At 72.2% G+C, this 18,050-nt stretch carries 21 protein-coding genes and 1 riboswitch; of the genes, 4 read left to right on the forward strand and 17 right to left on the reverse strand.

Annotated elements, in window-relative coordinates; all coding sequences use genetic code 11:
- Positions 1-69: 69 nt before the first annotated feature.
- Positions 70-160, reverse strand: a riboswitch (glycine riboswitch).
- Positions 161-175: 15 nt separating this feature from the next.
- The 12 genes from QJ852_14260 to QJ852_14315 all read right to left on the reverse strand — a co-directional run bounded on the left by QJ852_14260 (position 176) and on the right by QJ852_14315 (position 8,758).
- A complete protein-coding gene (locus QJ852_14260; protein ID WGX94317.1) occupies positions 176-775 on the reverse strand; it encodes a MerR family transcriptional regulator in 600 nt (199 codons plus the stop codon).
- 145 nt (positions 776-920) lie between these two features.
- On the reverse strand, positions 921-1,391 hold the full coding sequence (locus tag QJ852_14265) for a bifunctional nuclease family protein (protein ID WGX94318.1): 471 nt from the start codon (positions 1,389-1,391) through the stop codon (positions 921-923).
- 31 nt (positions 1,392-1,422) lie between these two features.
- On the reverse strand, positions 1,423-2,151 hold the full coding sequence (locus QJ852_14270; protein WGX94319.1) for a MerR family transcriptional regulator: 729 nt from the start codon (positions 2,149-2,151) through the stop codon (positions 1,423-1,425).
- Positions 2,151-2,660, reverse strand: coding sequence for an FHA domain-containing protein (locus tag QJ852_14275; GenBank protein ID WGX94320.1), 510 nt, complete (start codon positions 2,658-2,660; stop codon positions 2,151-2,153). The genes QJ852_14270 and QJ852_14275 overlap by 1 nt, the downstream gene beginning before the upstream one ends.
- A gap of 40 nt (positions 2,661-2,700) precedes the next feature.
- Positions 2,701-3,090 carry a glycine cleavage system protein GcvH gene (gcvH, locus tag QJ852_14280; GenBank protein ID WGX94321.1) on the reverse strand — a complete coding sequence of 130 codons (390 nt, stop codon included), beginning with the start codon at positions 3,088-3,090 and terminating at the stop codon, positions 2,701-2,703.
- A 9-nt stretch (positions 3,091-3,099) separates the two neighbouring features.
- The gene (locus QJ852_14285; protein ID WGX94322.1) at positions 3,100-3,870 is read right to left on the reverse strand and encodes a DUF881 domain-containing protein; all 771 of its coding nucleotides are present in this window, start codon (positions 3,868-3,870) and stop codon (positions 3,100-3,102) included.
- Positions 3,854-4,186 carry a small basic family protein gene (locus QJ852_14290; GenBank protein WGX94323.1) on the reverse strand — a complete coding sequence of 111 codons (333 nt, stop codon included), beginning with the start codon at positions 4,184-4,186 and terminating at the stop codon, positions 3,854-3,856. Before QJ852_14290 ends, QJ852_14285 begins: the two co-directional genes overlap by 17 nt.
- Positions 4,183-5,034, reverse strand: a complete 852-nt coding sequence (locus QJ852_14295; GenBank protein WGX94324.1) for a DUF881 domain-containing protein — start codon at positions 5,032-5,034, stop codon at positions 4,183-4,185. Before QJ852_14295 ends, QJ852_14290 begins: the two co-directional genes overlap by 4 nt.
- Entirely contained in the window at positions 5,027-5,605 is a 579-nt protein-coding gene (locus QJ852_14300) for a CDP-alcohol phosphatidyltransferase family protein (GenBank protein WGX94325.1), read from the reverse strand. Before QJ852_14300 ends, QJ852_14295 begins: the two co-directional genes overlap by 8 nt.
- Positions 5,606-5,631: 26 nt before the next feature.
- Complete coding sequence (locus QJ852_14305) at positions 5,632-6,693, reverse strand: hemolysin family protein (GenBank protein WGX94326.1); 1,062 nt, start codon at positions 6,691-6,693, stop codon at positions 5,632-5,634.
- The gene (locus tag QJ852_14310) at positions 6,686-8,032 is read right to left on the reverse strand and encodes a hemolysin family protein (GenBank protein ID WGX94327.1); all 1,347 of its coding nucleotides are present in this window, start codon (positions 8,030-8,032) and stop codon (positions 6,686-6,688) included. The genes QJ852_14305 and QJ852_14310 overlap by 8 nt, the downstream gene beginning before the upstream one ends.
- 60 nt (positions 8,033-8,092) lie before the next feature.
- Positions 8,093-8,758 carry an acyltransferase gene (locus QJ852_14315; protein WGX94328.1) on the reverse strand — a complete coding sequence of 222 codons (666 nt, stop codon included), beginning with the start codon at positions 8,756-8,758 and terminating at the stop codon, positions 8,093-8,095.
- Between the two features lie 80 nt (positions 8,759-8,838).
- Between QJ852_14315 and QJ852_14320 the strand changes: the two genes are divergently transcribed.
- The gene (locus tag QJ852_14320) at positions 8,839-9,975 is read left to right on the forward strand and encodes a CDP-glycerol glycerophosphotransferase family protein (protein WGX94329.1); all 1,137 of its coding nucleotides are present in this window, start codon (positions 8,839-8,841) and stop codon (positions 9,973-9,975) included.
- A gap of 12 nt (positions 9,976-9,987) precedes the next feature.
- Positions 9,988-11,325, forward strand: coding sequence for a DUF2786 domain-containing protein (locus QJ852_14325; GenBank protein ID WGX94330.1), 1,338 nt, complete (start codon positions 9,988-9,990; stop codon positions 11,323-11,325).
- Here QJ852_14325 and QJ852_14330 read toward each other — a convergent pair.
- On the reverse strand, positions 11,312-11,872 hold the full coding sequence (locus QJ852_14330) for a helix-turn-helix domain-containing protein (GenBank protein WGX94331.1): 561 nt from the start codon (positions 11,870-11,872) through the stop codon (positions 11,312-11,314). The genes QJ852_14325 and QJ852_14330 overlap by 14 nt on opposite strands.
- Before the next feature lie 131 nt (positions 11,873-12,003).
- Here QJ852_14330 and QJ852_14335 point away from each other — a divergent pair, with 131 nt between their 5' ends.
- Positions 12,004-13,212: a cytochrome P450 gene (locus tag QJ852_14335; GenBank protein WGX94332.1), complete on the forward strand. Its 1,209-nt coding sequence runs from the start codon at positions 12,004-12,006 to the stop codon at positions 13,210-13,212.
- Here the strand turns inward: QJ852_14335 and QJ852_14340 are convergent.
- A complete protein-coding gene (locus QJ852_14340) occupies positions 13,206-14,039 on the reverse strand; it encodes an NAD(P)-dependent oxidoreductase (GenBank protein WGX94333.1) in 834 nt (277 codons plus the stop codon). The genes QJ852_14335 and QJ852_14340 overlap by 7 nt on opposite strands.
- 102 nt (positions 14,040-14,141) lie before the next feature.
- Between QJ852_14340 and QJ852_14345 the strand changes: the two genes are divergently transcribed.
- Positions 14,142-14,885 carry a PaaX family transcriptional regulator C-terminal domain-containing protein gene (locus QJ852_14345; GenBank protein ID WGX94334.1) on the forward strand — a complete coding sequence of 248 codons (744 nt, stop codon included), beginning with the start codon at positions 14,142-14,144 and terminating at the stop codon, positions 14,883-14,885.
- Positions 14,886-15,174: 289 nt separating this feature from the next.
- On the opposite strand, the gene QJ852_14350 is transcribed toward QJ852_14345, so the two are convergent.
- Genes QJ852_14350 through QJ852_14360 form a run of 3 tightly spaced genes read right to left on the reverse strand, consistent with a single transcriptional unit; the run spans position 15,175 to position 18,014 of the window.
- Positions 15,175-16,146: a diiron oxygenase gene (locus tag QJ852_14350; protein ID WGX94335.1), complete on the reverse strand. Its 972-nt coding sequence runs from the start codon at positions 16,144-16,146 to the stop codon at positions 15,175-15,177.
- A 37-nt stretch (positions 16,147-16,183) separates the two neighbouring features.
- Complete coding sequence (locus QJ852_14355) at positions 16,184-17,212, reverse strand: NADP-dependent oxidoreductase (GenBank protein ID WGX94336.1); 1,029 nt, start codon at positions 17,210-17,212, stop codon at positions 16,184-16,186.
- Between the two features lie 22 nt (positions 17,213-17,234).
- Positions 17,235-18,014 (reverse strand): helix-turn-helix transcriptional regulator, encoded by a 780-nt coding sequence (locus tag QJ852_14360; protein ID WGX94337.1) that lies wholly within the window; start codon positions 18,012-18,014, stop codon positions 17,235-17,237.
- Between the last annotated feature and the right edge of the window lie 36 nt (positions 18,015-18,050).

Here is an 18,050-nt window from a genome sequence, read left to right on the forward strand (position 1 = left end):
TTTCCTCAGGGATCGAAGACAATCGAGCCCTCCCCCTCTGTCGGCGCGTCATCGCGCCTTCAGAGTTGCCTGCTCCGCACGGTCCTGGCGCCTGAGAGGTTCCGGGGAGGGATTGCCCCTTCGGCGCAGACACGGGGCCTGACTCTCCCGTGCAGCATCAAACAGCGGGTACAGGCTACCCCACGTTGCGAGCCGCGCGGCGAGCGGCGAGCTCGTCGCCGGCCACCGGCGCGTCGGGCTCGGCGTCGTTGGCGTGCTCGCTCGGCAGCTGGGCCAGGGTGCCCTCGATCTCACGCCACACGCCGCCGATCGCGATGCCGAACACGCCCTGTCCGCCCTGGAGGAGGTCGATGACCTCGTCGTTGCTGGTGCACTCGTAGACCGAGGCGCCATCGCTCATCAGGGTGACCTGGGTCAGGTCGTCGGTGCCGCGTTCGCGCAGGTGGCTGACTGCCGTGCGGATGTTCTGCAGCGAGATGCCGGCGTCGAGGAGTCGCTTGATGATCTTCAGGATCAGGATGTCGCGGAAGCTGTAGAGCCGCTGCGAGCCGGATCCCTTGGCGCCGCGGACGCTGGGCTCGATCAGGCCGGTGCGGGCCCAGTAGTCGAGCTGGCGATAGGTGATGCCGGCCGCGTTGCACGCGGTCGGGCCGCGGTAGCCGAGATCGCTGGGCAGCGGGGAGACGTCGTCGGTGAAGAGCAGCCCCTGCTCCTCGGCGGCAGCCGTCGCCGCGGTCGCGTCCTGACCGACCTTCTCGGGCTGCTGCTCGTTCACGGGGCCTCCAGGGCTCAACGGGGTCGGACGCCGGGCACTGCGCGGCACTGCTGTCCTTCGACTCCTTCAAGGTACGGCGCGGGTGTCGGGCCGGTCAAAGACGTGGCCGGGCGTGTCGCGAAAACCCTCACCCTGAGGCTGAGACTCACCCCTCGGAGCCGAAGTCCTCCGGCGAGACGTGGTCGAGGAACTCGCGGAACGCCTCGACCTCGTCCTCCTCCTCGGCGGGCGCCGCGAGGCCCGCCTCGGCGAGCACCTCGTCGGCGCAGTAGATCGTGGTGCCGGTGCGCAGGGCGAGGGCGATCGAGTCCGAGGGACGGGCGCTCACCTCGACCCCGGACGCGAAGACCAGGGTCGCGTAGAAGACGCCGTCGCGGACGTCGGTGATCCGCACCTCACTCAGCTCGTTGCCGGTCGCCGTGAGCACGTCGCGCATCAGGTCGTGGGTCAGCGGTCGCGGCGGCACCACTCCCTGTTGGGCGAACGCGATCGCGGTGGCCTCGACGGCCCCGATCCAGATCGGCAGGTAGCGCTCGCCCCCGACCTCTCGCAGCAGCACGATCGGCTGGTTGGACGGCATCTCCACCCGGACACCCATCACGTCGACCTCGCGCATGCGTCCAGCCTACTGCGTCGAATTCGGCGGCTCAGATCCGCCGCAGGCCGGCCTTGACCAGCGTCGCGTGCAACCGCACGGACAGAGCGGCGATCTCGCTGACCGCCTCCTCCGCCCGGGCACTCGCGGCGGCGTCGCGGCCCTTGCGGGGCGTGACGACCTGCTGGATCAGTCCGACCTCGCGGTCCGCGGCGGTGCGGAAGGCACGCAGGTGGCGGGGCTCGATGCCGTAGTCGGCCAGCTCCCGGGCCGTCTGCGCGATCACGAGCGCGTCGGTGTCGTAGTGCCCGGTGGCCGACGGGGTGATCAGCGCGAAGGACTCGAGCTGCCCGAGGAGGTCCTCATCGATCTCGGCCACCTTGACCAGCTCCTTGCGCGAGAGCCGCAACCGGTCGGTACGGCGGAACGACTCCGGCGCGGGCAGCCCGTCGGCCCCCAGCGCGACGGTGGGCACGGTGGGCACCACCGGCTCAGGCTCCGGCGGGGCCAGGCCCCGGTCGATGGCGTCGAGATGCTCGCCGATCACCTTGAGCGGCAGGTAGTGGTCGCGCTGCATCCGCAGGATGTAGCGCAGCCGCTCGATGTCGGCCTCGGAGAACTTGCGGTACCCCGACGGGGTGCGCTCTGGCTTGACCAGGCCCTCGGCCTCGAGGAACCGGATCTTGGGGATGCTGATGTCCTCGAAGTCCACCCGCAACCTGTCGAGCACCTGCCCGATGTTGAGCCGTGGCTCCCGCGGCCGAGAGACGGCAGCCGTCATCAGACGCCTTCGTGCCCGGCGAAGAAGACCAGGCGGTACTTCCCGACCTGGACCTCGTCGCTGTCCTTGAGCTGGACCTTCTCGATCCGGTCCCGGTTGACGTAGGTGCCGTTGAGGCTGCCGGCGTCCTCGACGGTGAAGGTGTCGCCGTCGCGGCGGAACAGCGCGTGCCGACGCGAGACCGTGACGTCGTCGAGGAAGATGCCGCTCTCCGGGTGCCGTCCGGCGCTCACCTCGTCGGCGTCGAGGAGGAAGCGGCTGCCGGAGCCGGGCCCCTTCTGGACGACGAGCAGGGCGTGGCCGACCGGCAGGGCGTCGACCGCCGCGGCGTCCACGGGGCTCAGCGCCCGATCGGAGGTCTCGACCCCCGCGCCGCCGCCGAACTGGATCGTGGCGGTGGCGTCGGTGACCGGGGGCGCCGGCTCGGGCGCGACCAACCGGTTCCCGCACTGCGAGCAGAAGCGGGCGTCATCGGGGTTCTGCCGACCACAGGCGGTGCAGAACGGCATCAGGGGCTCCTCACGGTGAGTCTGTCTCGAACCTACCGGATCAGGTGTCGAGCTGGGCCTCGTAGGCGGCGGCGTCGAGCAGTCCGTCGAGGTCTTGGGCCGCGGCCGGGACGATCTCGAAGAGCCAGCCCGCGCCGTACGGGTCGGTGTTGACCAGCTCGGGGGTGGCGTCGAGCGCCTCGTTGACGGCGACGACCTCGCCGGTGACGGGTGCGTAGACGTCGCTGACCGACTTGGTCGACTCGAGCTCGCCGCACGCGTCGCCCGCGGTGACGGCGGCGCCGACCTCGGGGAGCGAGACGTAGACGATGTCGCCGAGGGCGTCCTGGGCGTAGTCGGTGATGCCGATCCGCACCGAGCCGGCGACCTCGCCGGGCTGGCGCAGCCACTCGTGCTCGGCGGTGTACTTCAGGTCCGCGGGGTTCGTCATGGCCGAAGGCTACTGCCCCTGATCCGGGACCGCATACGAAGCCTCGTCGCGTCGCACGACGGCCTCGATGTCGATCGTGCGCCGCTCCTCGACATCGACCGTGGCCCCGTCGTCCTCGAGTTGCTTGCGGGGTCCGAGCGAGAAGTTGATGGCGCCCGCCAGGACGCTCGGCTCGCCGATCGCCTCGATGACATAAGGCCCCTCGACCCGCTCGCCGTCGATCTCGAAGCCGCCGTCGATCTCCGCGAAGGATGTCTGGGCCACCACCCGCACCCGTCCGTTGACGGCGATCGCCTCGGCGCCGACGGTGCGCAGCTCCTGGATCGTGTCGAGCAGCGACGCCAGCCGCACCCGGCCCTCGTCCTCGGTGATCCGCACCCGCAACCCGGGGCCGGTCACCGGCACCAGGCCGGCCAGGATGTTGAGGTTGTCGACCTCGTCCTCGGCCTGGTCGATCGCGGTCTGTCGCCTGGTCGAGTCGTCGCGCAGCCCGCCGGCGACCTCCTCGAGCCGGTCGATCTCGGCCTCGGTGCGCTGGCGGGTCCCCGCCAGGCCGTCGAGCAGGTCGATCAGCTCCTGCTCGCGCAGACCGGTGTAGTCGTCGTCGACGCCGGTCAGCCGCACCTGCGTGACCGCACCGAAGCCGAGCAGCGCGAGCAGCACCGCGGCGACCAGCTGCCGGCGCGACGGGCGCAGCAGCGCGGCCCGCAGGCGGTCGGTCGGCGTGGCCGGCGGCTCCGTCTCGGCGGCGGGCGCGGGGGCGTCAGGCGTGGAAGACATGTCTGCGGATGGCCGCCACGTTGGTGAAGATCCGGATCCCGAGCACGACGATGACGCCGGTGGAGAGCTGGCCGCCGACGCCCAGCCGGTCACCGAGGTAGACGATGCCCGCCGCGATCACGACATTGCTCAAGAAGGACACGACGAACACCTTGTCGTCGAAGATCCCGTCGAGATAGGCGCGCAAGGCGCCGAAGACCGCGTCCAGCGCGGCGACGACCGCGATCGGGAGATAGGGCTCCACCGAGCGGGGCACGTCGGGCTGGAACACGAAGCCGAGGACCACGCCCACGACGAGTCCGAGCACGGCGATCACGGCATCTCACCTCCACGGATCTTGGATCGGTCCTGCTCGTGCACCGCCGACCGTAGCTGGCGCAGCCCACCGGGCGCGGCAGGCAGGTGCAGGTCGTCGACATCCTCCATCCGCTGCTCGAAGCCGTACTGGTGGGTCAAGCCGAGGAAGCGCTGGCCGGCCTGGCTCTCGACGAAGTAGGACCGGAGGGTGCGCGGATCGCCGATCGCGAGCACCGTCAGGGGTGGGGCGACGCCGACGCCGTTGACCTCGATCGCCTCACCGACATTGGTGATCCCGCCCCGGGCGTTGAGCCGCTGGCCGTTGACGGCGATCGCCTCCGCACCCGCGTCCCACAGGCCGTCGACCAGCATCGCGAGGTCGGAGTCGCGCAGCTTCTCGTTCGCCCCCGCGTACGACGGGTTGTCGACGGTGACCTTGACCCCGGGCCCGGTCACTGGCTCGAACCCGGTCAGGGCGCCGAGCCGCGAGCGGGAGGCCTGGATGTCGGCGTACCGGCGGCCGAGGGAGCGCAACGTGTCCTCCGCGGCGGCGTTGGACGAGCGCAGCCCGGCGAGCTCCACCTGGAACCGGCGCACGGTCGCGCGGCGCGACTCGACCCGTTCGATCAGGCTCGCCCGGCTGGCGTCGTCGACATCGGCGTTCTGGGAGGTCTGCACGGCGGCGACCGTCACCAGCATCGCGAACAGGCCGACCACGAGGACCACCGCCACGTGGTAGCCGCGTCGCGGGCCGCGCTCGCCCGCGGTCGACGCGCGGGCCGCGGCGACCTGGTAGTCGCGGTCGACGGCCTCCTGCGTGATCAGGGTCAGCAGCGGGGTCCGGGCCCGGTCGAGGGTGTCAGGCATGGGCACGCCGCTCCGTCGTGGCCAGGAGCTTGCGCACCTGCCAGGCGTAGAGCACCCCGGCCCACCAGTACAGGCCGATCCCCCACAGCGCGAACGCCCAGCCGAACACCTGGGCCAGGGTGGCGACCGTGCCGTCGCCGTCGCCGAGCAACAGGAGCGGGAAGGCGTAGAGCAGGTTGAAGGTGGCGGCCTTGCCGAGGAAGTGGACCGGCAGCGCACTGTAGCCGCGGGTCCGCAGCAGTGGCACCAGGCCCCACAGCAGCAGGTCGCGCAGCGGTAGGCACAGCGCGACCCACCACGGGATGATGTCGCGCATCGCCAGGCCGACGACGACGGCGAGGATGTAGAGGCGGTCGGCGATCGGGTCGAGCAGCTCGCCGAGCTCGGAGGTCTGGTCGAGGCGGCGGGCGAGCCAGCCGTCGAGGAAGTCGGTGACACCCGAGAGCATGAGCACGACGAGGGCCAGGACGTCGGCCTCGGGGCCGAGCACCAGCCACAGGAACAGCGGGACGCCGAGCAACCGCAGGAAGCTGATCAGGTTGGGCAGCGTCAGCACCCGATGAGCAGCCACGGACGACACTCTAGTCGCGGGCGGGGTCACGCGCTCGACGACTCCTCGGAGTGGGCCGCGTCGCGGATCTCGCCGACCAACTCCTCGATGACGTCCTCGAGGGCGGCGACGCCGAGCGTCGTACCGTCGAGGTCGACGACGCGCGCCATGTGGGCGCCACGGCGCTGCAGTACCTCGAGCGCGTCGTGCAGGAGCGCGTCGCGGGTCACGGTCGCGAACGGGCGGATCCACCGGTCGGCGACCGGTCGCTGGCGGCGCTCCTCGACGGGCTCGAGGACGTCCTTGATGTGGAGATAGCCGAGAAGTTCGGCGTCCTCCCCCGCGGAGACGACCGGGAACCGGCTGAACCCCGTGGCAGCGCACAGCGCCTCGACGTCGGCCCCGGTGGACCCTCGGACCACGGTCGCGAGCGTGTCGGGGCGCATCATCACCTCGCCGACCGTCTTCTCGGTGAAGCCGAGCGCGAAGGAGAGCCGGTCGTACTCGCCGGCGGCGAGCAGGCCCTCGCCGTGCGACTCCTCGACGAGCGCGGCCACCTCCTCCCGGGTGTAGGTGCTGCCGACCTCGTCCTTCGGCTCGATCCGCAGCAGACGCAGGATGCCGTTGGCGATCGCGTTGATGCCCGCGATGATCGGGCGGAGCACGGTGACGATGCCGAGCATCGGCGGACCGAGGATCAGGGCGGCGCGGTCCGGTCCGGCGATGGCGATGTTCTTGGGCACCATCTCGCCCAGCACGACGTGCAGGAAGACCACGATGGTCATCGCGATCACGAAGGCGACCGGGTGCAGCCACGCCTCGGGCACCCCGAGCTCGTGGAACAGGGGCTCGATGAGGTGGGCGAGCGCGGGCTCGCCGACCGCGCCGAGGCCGAGCGAGCAGATCGTGATGCCGAGCTGGGCGCCGGCCATCATCTCCGAGACCCGCTCCATCGCGGACAGCGTGATCCGGGCCATCCGCGATCCGGCCTGGGCGCGCGGCTCGATCTGGCTGCGCCGTGCCGAGATGAGTGCGAACTCGGCGCCGACGAAGAAGGCGTTGGCGGCCAGCAGGACCACCGCGAGCAGGACACCGCCGAGGTCACCCATCGGTCCCGACCTCCTCGACCCGCATCGAGATCCGGTCGATCCGCCGTCCGTCCATGTGGTCGACCGTCAGGACCGCGCGCCGCGGCGGCTCGTCGTCGTCCTCCCCCGCCGCCGGCAGGGGCACGACGACCGCGTCTCCGGTCTGCGGGATCCGGCCCAGCAGCTTGAGGACCAGGCCCGCGACGGTGTCGTAGTCCTCGCTCTCGGGGAGCTCGACCTCGGTGAGGTCCTCGACCTCGTCGGGGCGCAGCAGGCCGGAGAGCGACCATGTGCCGTCGCGGCGCAGCCGGCCGCGGTGGCCCAGCCGGTCGTGCTCGTCGGCGATGTCTCCGACGATCTCCTCGATGACGTCCTCGAGCGTGACGATCCCCGCGTGGTCGCCGTACTCGTCGAGGACGATCGCCATCTGGAAGCCGTCGGCCCGCAGCAGCGCGAGCAGGGGGTCGAGGCGCAGCGAATCGGGCACCAGGATCGGCTTGGCCATCAGGTGCTTGACCCGGGTCGTGGCACGTTCGTGCAGCGGCAGCGCCACGGCGTTCTTGACGTGGACCGTGCCCACGACGGCATCGGCGTCGTCGAGGACCGGGAAGCGGGAGTTGCCGGACTCCCGGGCCAGGGCGATCACGGCGCTGGCGCGGTCGTTGGCCTCCAGCGAGCGGGTCCGGACCCGGGGCGTCATGATCTCGCCGGCGGTGCGGGTGCCGAACTCGACGGAGCGCTCCATCAGCTCGGCGGTCTCGGCGTCGAGGGTGCCCTCGTCGGCGGAGTGCTGGATGAGGGAGGCCAACTCGGTTGAGCTGCGCGCGGAGCGGAGCTCCTCCTGGGGCTCCACGCCGAGCCGGCGCACGATCGCGTTGGCGCTGCCGTTGAGGAGCCGGATCGGCCCGCGGCACACCGCGGTGAAGGCCCGCATCGGGCGCTGGGTGAGCCGGGCGGTGGTCAGGGGCAGCGCGATCGCGACGTTCTTGGGCACCAGCTCGCCGATCAACATGGTCAGCAGGGTGCTCAGCGTCAGCCCGAGCGCGACGCCCACCGGGCGCACGGCGCTGTCGGCCACGCCGGCCTGCGCCAGGGGGTCGCGCAGCAGCTCGGCGATCGCGGGCTCGGCGAGGAAGCCGATGGCGAGGTTGGTGATCGTGATCCCGACCTGGGCCCCCGAGAGCTGGGTCGAGAGCGAGCGGAGCGCCTTCTGCACACCCACGGCGGCGACGTCGCCGCTCGCGGCGGCGCGGTCGACCTGGCCGCGGTCGACGGTGACGAAGGCGAACTCGGCCGCGACGAACAGGCCGCACGCGAGCACCAGGAGGATGGCGAGCCCCAGCAGTAGCCAGGCGGTCATCAGGTTCTGCGGCTCCTGCCCACGGTTCGGTACCAGTCGATCAGCTCGGGAGCGACCACACTACCTGGCCGCCGACCCGGACGCCGCGTCGCTCGCGCGGGCCCAGCTCCCGCCGGCGTCCAGGCGCCGGAGCAGCCGCGCGGGCACGCCGCCGACCACGGCGTGGTCGGGGACGTCGCCGCGCACCACCGAGCCGGCGGCGACCACGACCTGGCGGCCGATGGTGGTGCCCGGCAGGATCATCGCGCCGTGGCCGATCCAGGAGCCGGCGCCGATCCGCACCGGCCGGTGCGCTCCGAACTGGCGACCGATCGGGACGTCGGGGTCCTCGTAGCCGTGGCTGGCGTCCGAGACGAAGACGTCCTGGCCGAACCACACGTCGTCGCCGATCTCGATCGACTCGTGGGCGGTGATGCACACCCGGGCGCCGAGCACGCAGCGCTCGCCGATCCGCAGGCCGCGCTCGGGCAGGACCGCCTGGGTCGGGCCGTAGCCGACCGAGAGGGTGGCGTACTTCCCGATCAGGGTGTCCCGGCCGACGTGGATCGCCGAGGCGTTGACGACCGCCGACAGGGGGAAGGCCAGGCACGCCCCCGGCCCGAACGAGCCGAACTCGTCGGCCAGGGCGGTGCCCGGCGACACATCTCCCCGGTGCTCGGCCCAGCGCCAGGCGGCGTGGACGGAACGGTTCAGGAGGCGGCGCAGCGGTCGCCGGAGATCGAGCACCGGGCGAGGTTATCCAACTGCAACCTCCGTGGGGCTCCGTCGGTTCGTCCGGCTCCCTCGCGGAGCCGTAAAATCCGGGAGTGCAGAAGCCCGTCATCGCCTATTTCGCCGACGACCCCACCCGGGTCTACCAGCTCCTCCAGTGGCTCCCCGTGCTGGAGAGGCTCGATGACAGCCATCCCGTCGCGGTCCTGACCCGCGACCCGGAGACCCACGCGATCGTCACGGAGCGCACGTCGCTGCCGGTGCTCCTCGCTCCCGGCTTCGCCGATCTCGCCGCGGCGTACGACGACCTCGACGCGAAGGTCGTCGTCTACTGCAACAACTCGATGCTCAACTTCAACTCGCTGCTCGACGGCCGGATGCTGCACGTGCACATCAACCACGGCGAGAGCGACAAGCAGTCGATGGTGTCCAACAACGCGAAGGCCTACGACCGGGTCTTCGTCGCCGGCGAGGCCGCCGTGCAGCGCCACCGCGCGGCGCTCATGGAGTTCGACGAGTCCCGGCTGGTCCGGATCGGGCGCCCGCAGCTGGACCTCCATCCCGCTCCCCTGCTGCCGACCAGCGAGCGCCGTACGGTCCTCTATGCCCCGACCTGGGAGGGCGACGCGGACTACAACGACTACACCTCCGTCGACGTCCTCGGTGTCGAGATCGCGCGCTCCATCCTCGCGGTGCCCGACGTCCGCCTGGTCTACAAGCCGCACCCGAAGGTGACCACGAGCCAGACGACGGCGATCCGCGAGGCGCACCAGGCGATCCTCGACCTGGTCGAGCGGGCTGCCGAGCGCGAGCCGGCGGCGGGACATGCCGCGATCTGGCAGGGCGACATCCTCGCCGTCTTCGCCGGCTGCGACGCGATGGTCACCGACGTCTCCTCGGTGGGCCTGGACTGGCTCTACCTGCAGACCGACAAGCCGCTGCTCATCACCGACCGGCACCGCGACGCCGAGCGGCTGCGCCGCGAGGTCCCGGTGAGTCGCTGCGCCGACGTCGTCGACACCGACGGCCTCGCGGGTCTCACCGCGCTGCTCACCGCGCGGCTCGACCACGACGAGCACCGGATCGCCCGCGCCGCGATGCGCCACCACTACTTCGACGACAACGGGGTCGGCGACAGCACGGTGCGCTTCGTCGAGGCCGTCGCCGAGCTCGTCGCGCTGCGCGACCGGCTTCAGGGCCGGCTCCAGGAGGGAACCGTCGGAGCGGCCTGACAGGCTGGGGGCATGCCCGACACCCGCGAGGTCTACGCCGCCGAGGACCTCTTCGCCGGCTGGCTCGACGAGGCGTCCCGCACCCCCGGCCGGGCGCTGCGGGTCCAGGTCGGTCCCGACCTGCAGGCGTTCGAGCCTGAGACCGAGCCCCGGTTCACCGATCCCGCTCACGTCCAGGAGTTCGTCGACCGGGTGCTGGCCCACCTCGTCGCCACCGGCAGCAGGTACGACGACGGCACCGGCCTCGACCTCGCCGGCGTGCCGCTCGTGGTCCGTGCGCGGCGGGGCCACACCCGCGCCCACTACGAGTACGACGAGCTGCCGGCGCGCGGCGTCGTGGCGATCCCGCCCCGGGAGGTCGGCGGCGACTGGTCCCTGCGGGCGGCGGTCGTCCTCCACGAGGTCGCGCACCATCTGGCCGGGGCCGAGGGACACGGCGCGGCCTTCCGCACGACCTTCCTCCGGCTGCTCGAGGACGTCGGTCGGCCGGTCCAGGCCGACCTGCTCCACACGGCCTACCGGCTGCACGGCCTCGACACCGGCGTCGACGGCGAGGACCGCACGCTGCTGCGGATCGGGCGCCTGCTGCGCCAGGCCGAGCGCACCGCCAACCAGGCCGAGCGTGAGGCGTTCTTCGCCAAGGCGCAGTCGCTGGCCACCCGCCATCAGATCGCACTCGCCGTCGCCCGGGCCACCGCCGGAGCCGAGGAGAGCCGTGAGGAGCCGACCTGGGAGACGGTGCTGATCGGCGAGTCCGGCAAGCGGTCCCTGGCGCGCTACGTGCGCCTGATGCTGGAGATCGCGCGGGCCAACGAGGTGCGGGTGGCGATCTACACCAGCAACACCCGGGTGACGCTCTACGGCTTCCCCTCCGACATCGCGGTCGTGCAGGCGCTCTACGCCACACTGGTCACCCAGATGGTGGCCGACGGCGACGCGCACCTGCGCTCGGGCGCCCACAAGGCCGACCAGCGCGAGGTGTGGAACGCTCGGCGCCGCCGCTGGGAGGTCCGACCGGTGCACGGCTCGACCGCCCGGGCAGCGTTCTACGAGGCCTGGGCCGACCACATCGGCGAGCGGCTCGCGGCCGCCCGCGCCGAGACCCGGGCCGCGGCGATCGCCGCCGACGTCCCTGTGCCCGAGGGCCCCACCTCCACCGAGCTCGCGCTCCGGGCCCGGGAGGTCGAGGTCGTCGACTACTTCGGCCGGATGCAGCGCGACCACGGCATCCGCGGCACCTGGAAGGGCGCCGCCCAGGCCGGCCACGCCGCCCCGGGCTCCCGCGATGCCGGCACCCGCGCCGCGGCCCGGGCCAGCCTCGGCACCGAGCGGGCCCTCAACTCCCGCTGAGTCCGCCGAGTCCCAGTGGCGCGACGACGTACGCCGCCACCAGCTCACGCTCGGCCACCGGATCGCCGCCCGGCATCGCCACCAGTGACAGCACCGAGCGGACGATCCACTCGCCGTCGCGCCCCTCGGCGCGGACGGCACCGGTGAGCGAGCTCGCGAGAGCCGTGACCCCGTCCGGGCCGCCGAGGACGTCGTCGAGGCTGCCACGGTCCCGCAGCCACGCCGCGACGACCCGGTCGGCCCGGATCGCCTCGGCGGCGGCGACGATGGCCTCGGTCGCCCGGGCGGCACCGGTCAGGCCGGCGGTGGCCTCCTCGACGCGGGCGACCACGCCGGCCGCCCCGGCGGTCAGCAGGGCGTCGACGAGCGCGGCCCGGCTCCCCACGAGCCGGTAGAAGGTGGCTCGGGAACAGCCGGCCCGGCGCGCCACCGCGTCCGCGGTGGTCCGGTCGATGCCGCGTTCGAGGAAGAGCTCGCGCGCCGCGCGATGGATCCGTCGCACGGCGACCTCCCGGCGGCGGCCGCCGACGAGCCAGTCGTCACCCATGTGCAGAGTGTCCCGCGCTGAGACAGAGTCCCGCCAGATTCACGCCTGCGATGAGACACCAGGACGCTGGCGGATGCCCGACCTGTCCGCGCCGGTTGACCACGCGGGCCGGGCGCTCGACGCTGGCGCCCATGTTCGACGTCTTCGACCCGACCCTCATCGACGATCCGTACCCGGCGCTCGCCCGGCTGCGCAGGAATGCGCCGGTGCACCGGGTCGCCGGCACGGGGGTCCACCTGGTGACCTCGTGGGACCTGGTCCGAGAAGCGCTCGCGGACCCGGCGACGTACTCCTCCCACCTGCGCACGGTCCTGCTCCGACGCGCGGACGGCACCGCGGCCGAGCTCGCGATGGACGGCGGCGGCACCGTCGAGCAGGTGCTGGCCACCGCGGACGACCCGGTGCACCCGACGCACCGCACCGCCGTGATGGGCACGATCGGTCGCCGGATCCGGGCGCTGGAGTCGACGGTCGCCCAGCACGTCGACCGGCTCTGGGATGGATGGTTCACGGACGGGATCGCCGACTGGGCCCGCGACATGGCCGACCGGCTCCCGATCGCACTGGTCGCCGACCTGCTCGGACTCCCCGCCGCGGACGTGCCGGCGCTGTTGCACTGGGCCTATGACAGCACCGAGATGCTCGGCGGCTGGGTCGACGACGATCGGCTCGACGCGACGGTGAGCGCGTCCCTCGAGCTGCACGATCACCTTGCCCGGCGCTTCGAGGCGGCGCTCGCGCGGCCCGGCGACGACCTGATGGGCGAGCTGGCCCACGCCTGCCTGGCCGGTGATCTCGAGGCCAACACGGCGGTCCTGATCCTGCTCCAGCTGGTGGGCGCAGGCGGCGAGTCCACGGCCGGGTTGGTCGCCACGGCTGCTCGCCGCCTCGCGACCGACGCCGCGCTGCAGGACCGGGTCCGCACCGAGCCGGAGCTGCTGGATCCGCTCCTCGACGAGTGCCTCCGTCTGGAGTCGCCGTTCCGTGGCCACTATCGACAGGTGGCGGCCGACACCGTGCTGGGCGACGTGTCCCTCCCCGCGGGGAGCAGCCTGCTGCTGATGTGGGGCGCGGCGAACCGTGACCCGGCCCGCTTCGAGCGGCCCGACGAGCTGGACCTCACGCGGCCCGGGATCCGCCAGCACCTCGCATTCGGCCGCGGCGCGCACTTCTGCGTCGGTTCGGCCTTGGCCCGGATGGAGGCGAGCGCCGCGCTGCGGGCACTGCTGGTCCGCACGTCCTCCTTCCGGCTCGACGAGGGCGAGCCGAGCGCCGCGGTGTGGGCGCCGAGCATCTTCGTGCGACGCCACACCCGGCTGCGGCTCGCGCTCTCCTACTGAGGCGCGTCCACGAAGATGTCGTACTCCAGCTCGCCCGTGCCGCCGTACGACGACAGGTCGGTGACGCCGGCCTCGCGGAGCACATCCACGTCGAGGACGGCGTTGCCCGTGAAGGAGCGTGACGGCCGGGCGAGGATCGCCATCGCGGCGTCGGCCATGATCTCCGGCGTTCGTGCCCGCTGCATGGCCGTGTCGCCGCCGAGGAGGTTCTGCACGGCGGAGGTGGCGATCAGCGTCTCCGGCCACAGGCAGTTGGCCGCGACTCCCGCCTCGGCGTACTCCGCCGCCCAGCCGAGGGTCAGCAGCGACATGCCGTACTTCGCCAGCGTGTACGCCGGGTGCTTGCCCAGCCACTCCGGCGACAGGTTGAGCGGCGGGCTGAGTGAGAGGATGTGAGGGTTGTCGCCCGCGCGCAGGTGAGGCAGACAGGCACGGGTGAGCAGATAGGTGCCGCGCAGCTGGATCTGGGTCATCAGGTCGAAGCGCTTCACCGGCAGCGCCTCGGTGCCGTCGAGGGCGATCGCCGAGGCGTTGTTGAGGCAGATGTCGATCCCGCCGAAGCGCTCGACCGCACGGGCGACGGCGTCCGTCACGGACGTCTCGTCGCGCACGTCGCCGACGACGGCCAGCGCCTGCCCGCCCACGGCCTCGATCTCCGCGGCAGCGGTGTGCACCGTGCCGGGCAGCCGCGGGTCCGGGATGTCGGTCTTCGCCAGCAGTACGACGTTGGCGCCCTCCCGCGCCGCCGCCAGCCCGATCGCCAGCCCGATCCCCCGGCTGCCGCCGGACATCATCAGGGTCCGCCCCGCAAGTCGCTTCTCAGTCATGGCGGCACCGTTACACAACGGCTACAACCGTGCCAAGAGCGTTAGAAGCAGGTCACAACAGATGCGCCGCAACCGTCCGGCTTCTGTAACATCGCTGTCGCCATGGCAGCCCTCGACCTCAAGCCCGTCTCGACTCGCTCGGCCCTGCTCACCCTGCTCCTGGGTGCGGAGGTCCCCCGGCTCACGACGCGCGAGCTCGTGGCGGCCGCCTCCGCGGTGGGCTTCGCCGAGGCCACGGTGCGGGTCGCACTGTCGCGGATGGCCACCGCCGGCGACGTCGTCCGGGACGAGGAGGGTGGGTACCGGCTCTCCGAGCGCCTCGCTGGACGGCAACGCCGCCAGGAGGAGGCGACGCACCCCTCGCTCCGGGACTGGGACGGCTCCTGGATCCTGGTCGCCGTGACGACCGCCGGACGTACCGCCGGCGACCGGGCCGACCTGCGCGCGAACCTGTCCGCACTCCGCCTCGCCGAGCTCCGCGAGGGCGTGTGGACCCGCCCGGCCAACCTCCACCTGACCTGGCCCGACGCCGTCGGCGCGGTCTGCGACCGGTTCACCGGCGCGGCGCCGGACACCGAGCCCGCCGCACTGGCCGCCCGCCTCTGGGACCTCGACGCCTGGGCGGCGACCGCCCGCCAGCTGCTCGCCACGACCGACACCGACGACCCGGTGCTCCGGTTCACCGCGTGCGCCACCTCGGGACGGCACCTGCTGACCGACCCGGTGCTGCCTGCGGCGCTATTGCCCGACGACTGGCCCGGCGACGCGCTGCGCGCCTCGCACGTCGCCTCCAAGCAGTGGGTGGTCGACATGCGGCGCAGCCTCACCGACGAAGGCTCGGACTGAATCGACCCGGCCCCTGCCGTCAAGGCCGGTCCCGCCGGGCCCGGCCGCTCGACCTCCTCGGTCGTGAAGATCGGCTCGGCCACAAGGTCGTCGACGAGGCGCGCGGCAGCCGTCCCGGGGACGGCCGGCCCGGTAGGCGTCGAGGGCGGCGAAGTACCACTCGCGCTGGGCGACGAGCGCCGACGCCGTCGGGATCACGACGTGCCGTGCGATGCCCCGATACCGGATGACCGTGAACGGGTGGATCGACTCGAACTGAGCATGGGCCACCGCGGCCGCCTCGCTGTTCTCAGTCCGCCGCCGGCACCGGCTCGCTGCGGAACCGGTTGGGACGCCCCGCGATGCCGAGTGCGCGCCAGATCCGCCGCGACACCGGGTTCATCAGGCCGGTCTCCTCGGCCAGCATCCGCACGTCACCGAACATGTCGCGCAGGAACTTCCGCGACTCCGGACTCCCCCACCAGACCTCGCGCACGACCTCCCGGGGGATGCCCATGTCGCGCACGGCCCTCGGTCCGGGTACGGCGATCGCGTCACACAGCACGCGCATCAGGACCGGCATGAGCACGGAGGCGACGCCGCGCTGGACGACATTGAGGCCAGGCGCGCGGTGCTCGAGGAACTGGTGCGCGAAGCCGATGTGCCGCGCCTCCTCGGCGACGTGGATCTGGCTGATCCGCTCCAGCAGGGGATGCATCGGAGCACCGGACCGGAGCATCACCTTCTGCACGTAGTCGATCGGCTCCTCGCCGCCCAACACGCCGATGAAGAAGATGAAGGGCAGGCGCTTGGCGGCCAGGGGCAGGAACGGGCCGAGGGCGCGGAACAGGCTGTGCGCGCCGGGGACGTCCAGGCCGGTCCGGTTCACGAACTCCTGGAACATCTGGGTGTGGTGGCACTCCTCGGTCGCCTCGTGCGTGGAGTACCGGAACTCGGCGCGGCCGTTGGGCAGGTCGAGGCAGTACATCATCAGGCCGGCGATCAGCACCTGCTCGAACTGCAGGCCCACCTTGACCACATTGGTCTGGCGGTAGAAGCCGACCTCGATCTGCCGCTCCACCGGCAGCGAGCGGTACCACTCGGTGCGCCCGAGCGGATCGACGTCCGGGAGGATCCAGCGCGGATCCTGCGGGTCGATGGCGTACGCCGGGTCGTCCCACGCGATGTCGAGGAACGCGTCGAAGTGGTGCTCGACCGAAGCCTCGGACAGCGTCCGCAACAGGTCCTGGTAGTCCGTCTGGTCCACACCGATGCCACCCATGCCTAGATGCTACCGCTGGTAACACCTATCGCAAGGCTCATCGGGTCGGGTCGTCGCCCACCCGGACCAGGAGCTTGCCGAAGTTGCGGCCGACGAGCAGGCCACGGAAGGCCTCCGGCACGCTCTCGAGGCCCTCGACCACGTCCTCGCGGTAGCGCACCCGGCCCTCGCGCACCCACGCCGCCATGTCGCGCCGGAAGGGCTCGGTGAGGGTCGGCTCGAACTCGCTCTGGATGAAGCCGCGCACCGTCAGGCTTCGGGTCAGCACTCGTCGCAGGTACGCCGGCAGGCGGTCCGGGCCGGTCGGGTCCTCGGTCGCGTTGTAGTCGGCGACCAGCCCGCAGACCGGGATCCGCGCGTACAGGTTGAGGCGGCGGTTCACGGCCTCGGCGACGGCGCCGCCGACGTTCTCGAAGTAGACATCGATCCCGTCCGGCGTCGCCGCCGCCAGGTCGTCGCGGAAGGACGGCGAGCGATGGTCGAGTGCGACGTCGAAGCCGAAGTCCTCGGTCAGGGCCCGGACCTTCTCCGGACCGCCCGCGATACCGACCGAGCGTGCGCCCTTGAGCTGGGCGATCTGCCCGACGGCCGAGCCGACCGGCCCGGTCGCGGCCGCCACGACCACGGTCTCCCCCGGTTGCGGGCGCCCGATCTCCAGGAGACCCGCGTACGCCGTGAACCCGGGCATCCCCAGCACGCCCAGCGCGGTCGAGACGGGCGCCTCGGCCGGGTCCAGCCGGCGGGTGTGCCGGGCGTCGGCGACGGCATGCGTCTGCCAGCCCGTGAAGGCGAGCACGAGGTCGCCGACGGCGCGCCGCTCGGACCGGCTCTCCACCACCTCGCACACCGTCTGGCCGACCATGACACCGCCGAGCGGCACCGGCTCGGCGTACGACCGGGCCTCGCCCATCCGCCCACGCATGTACGGGTCGAGGGAGAGGTAGACGGTGCGGAGCAGCACCTGGCCCTCGGCGAGCGCGGGCAGGTCCTCGGTGACGAAGGCGAAGTCGCTGTCGGCCGGCTCGCCCACGGGGCGGGCGGCGAGGCGGATCTGGGTGGTCTGCACGGGTCGAACCTAGTGGTTGTGCTCAGCTCGTGAAGAACGCGCGGGTCTCCTCGTCCGCCGGCAGGAAGGTCTCCAGCGCCAGCCCTTCCAGGGCGGCGTCGGTCGCCGTCGTCAGCTGCGCGGCAGTGCTGAACATCCGCAGCACCCGGTCGTCGTACCGCAGCTCCAGGGTGAGCACCGGGCCGGTCGTGACCGGGTCCAGCCGGGGTACGCCGCCTGAGAGCTCCACGATCTCGGCCACCAGTGCGTGGTGGCGCGGGTCGTGCGTGCGCTCGGCCCGGCCGACGGCGCGGTGGTAGAGGTGGCCGGCCCACAGGTCGAGGTTGCCGACCCGGCTGGCCAGTCCGTCGTCGCGCAGGCACAGCCGGACGACGTTGATCGGCGGCTCCAGCAGCTCCGGCGAGCAGCCGGAAAGGAAGGGTGCGATCGCGGCATTGGCGTCGACGACGTCCCAGTAGTCGTCGAGCAGCAGGGCGGGGTACGGCAGGTGCGCGTCGAGCAGCCGGCGCAGGCCCTCCATGACCACCGCGAGCGAGCCGTCGTCCAGGGCGTGCTCGGAGTAGCGGGGGGCGTAGCCCGCCGCCAGCAGCAGCCGGTTGCGCTCGCGCAGCGGGACCTCCAGGTTCTCGGCGAGGTGCAGGATCATGTCCGGCGTCGGGTGCGCCCGCCCGGTCTCGACCCGGCTGAGGTGCCGGGTGGACACGGTCGACCGGTTCGACAGCTCCTGCTGGCTGAACCGGCGGCGCTCCCGCCACGAACGGAGCATCGGCCCCACCTGGGGGCTCTCCACCAACACGGTCATGTCCGCAGCCTAGGCAGCCGGGGTCACGGTGCCCAT

It is taken from the genome of Nocardioides sp. L-11A (assembly GCA_029961745.1).
Lineage (GTDB): Bacteria > Actinomycetota > Actinomycetes > Propionibacteriales > Nocardioidaceae > Nocardioides.

Excerpts from the sequence above, each read along its gene's own strand:
- QJ852_14330 (WGX94331.1), bottom strand. The coding sequence starts at position 11,872 with ATGGGTGACGACTGGCTCGTCGGCGGCCGCCGCCGGGAGGTCGCCGTG.
- QJ852_14285 (WGX94322.1), bottom strand. The coding sequence starts at position 3,870 with ATGTCTTCCACGCCTGACGCCCCCGCGCCCGCCGCCGAGACGGAGCCG.
- QJ852_14350 (WGX94335.1), bottom strand. The coding sequence starts at position 16,146 with ATGGGTGGCATCGGTGTGGACCAGACGGACTACCAGGACCTGTTGCGG.
- QJ852_14295 (WGX94324.1), bottom strand. The coding sequence starts at position 5,034 with ATGCCTGACACCCTCGACCGGGCCCGGACCCCGCTGCTGACCCTGATC.
- QJ852_14340 (WGX94333.1), bottom strand. The coding sequence starts at position 14,039 with ATGACTGAGAAGCGACTTGCGGGGCGGACCCTGATGATGTCCGGCGGC.
- gcvH (WGX94321.1), bottom strand. The coding sequence starts at position 3,090 with ATGACGAACCCCGCGGACCTGAAGTACACCGCCGAGCACGAGTGGCTG.
- QJ852_14270 (WGX94319.1), bottom strand. The coding sequence starts at position 2,151 with ATGACGGCTGCCGTCTCTCGGCCGCGGGAGCCACGGCTCAACATCGGG.
- QJ852_14310 (WGX94327.1), bottom strand. The coding sequence starts at position 8,032 with ATGACCGCCTGGCTACTGCTGGGGCTCGCCATCCTCCTGGTGCTCGCG.
- QJ852_14305 (WGX94326.1), bottom strand. The coding sequence starts at position 6,693 with ATGGGTGACCTCGGCGGTGTCCTGCTCGCGGTGGTCCTGCTGGCCGCC.
- QJ852_14345 (WGX94334.1), top strand. The coding sequence starts at position 14,142 with ATGGCAGCCCTCGACCTCAAGCCCGTCTCGACTCGCTCGGCCCTGCTC.
- QJ852_14265 (WGX94318.1), bottom strand. The coding sequence starts at position 1,391 with ATGCGCGAGGTCGACGTGATGGGTGTCCGGGTGGAGATGCCGTCCAAC.
- QJ852_14360 (WGX94337.1), bottom strand. The coding sequence starts at position 18,014 with ATGACCGTGTTGGTGGAGAGCCCCCAGGTGGGGCCGATGCTCCGTTCG.
- QJ852_14335 (WGX94332.1), top strand. The coding sequence starts at position 12,004 with ATGTTCGACGTCTTCGACCCGACCCTCATCGACGATCCGTACCCGGCG.
- QJ852_14275 (WGX94320.1), bottom strand. The coding sequence starts at position 2,660 with ATGCCGTTCTGCACCGCCTGTGGTCGGCAGAACCCCGATGACGCCCGC.
- QJ852_14325 (WGX94330.1), top strand. The coding sequence starts at position 9,988 with ATGCCCGACACCCGCGAGGTCTACGCCGCCGAGGACCTCTTCGCCGGC.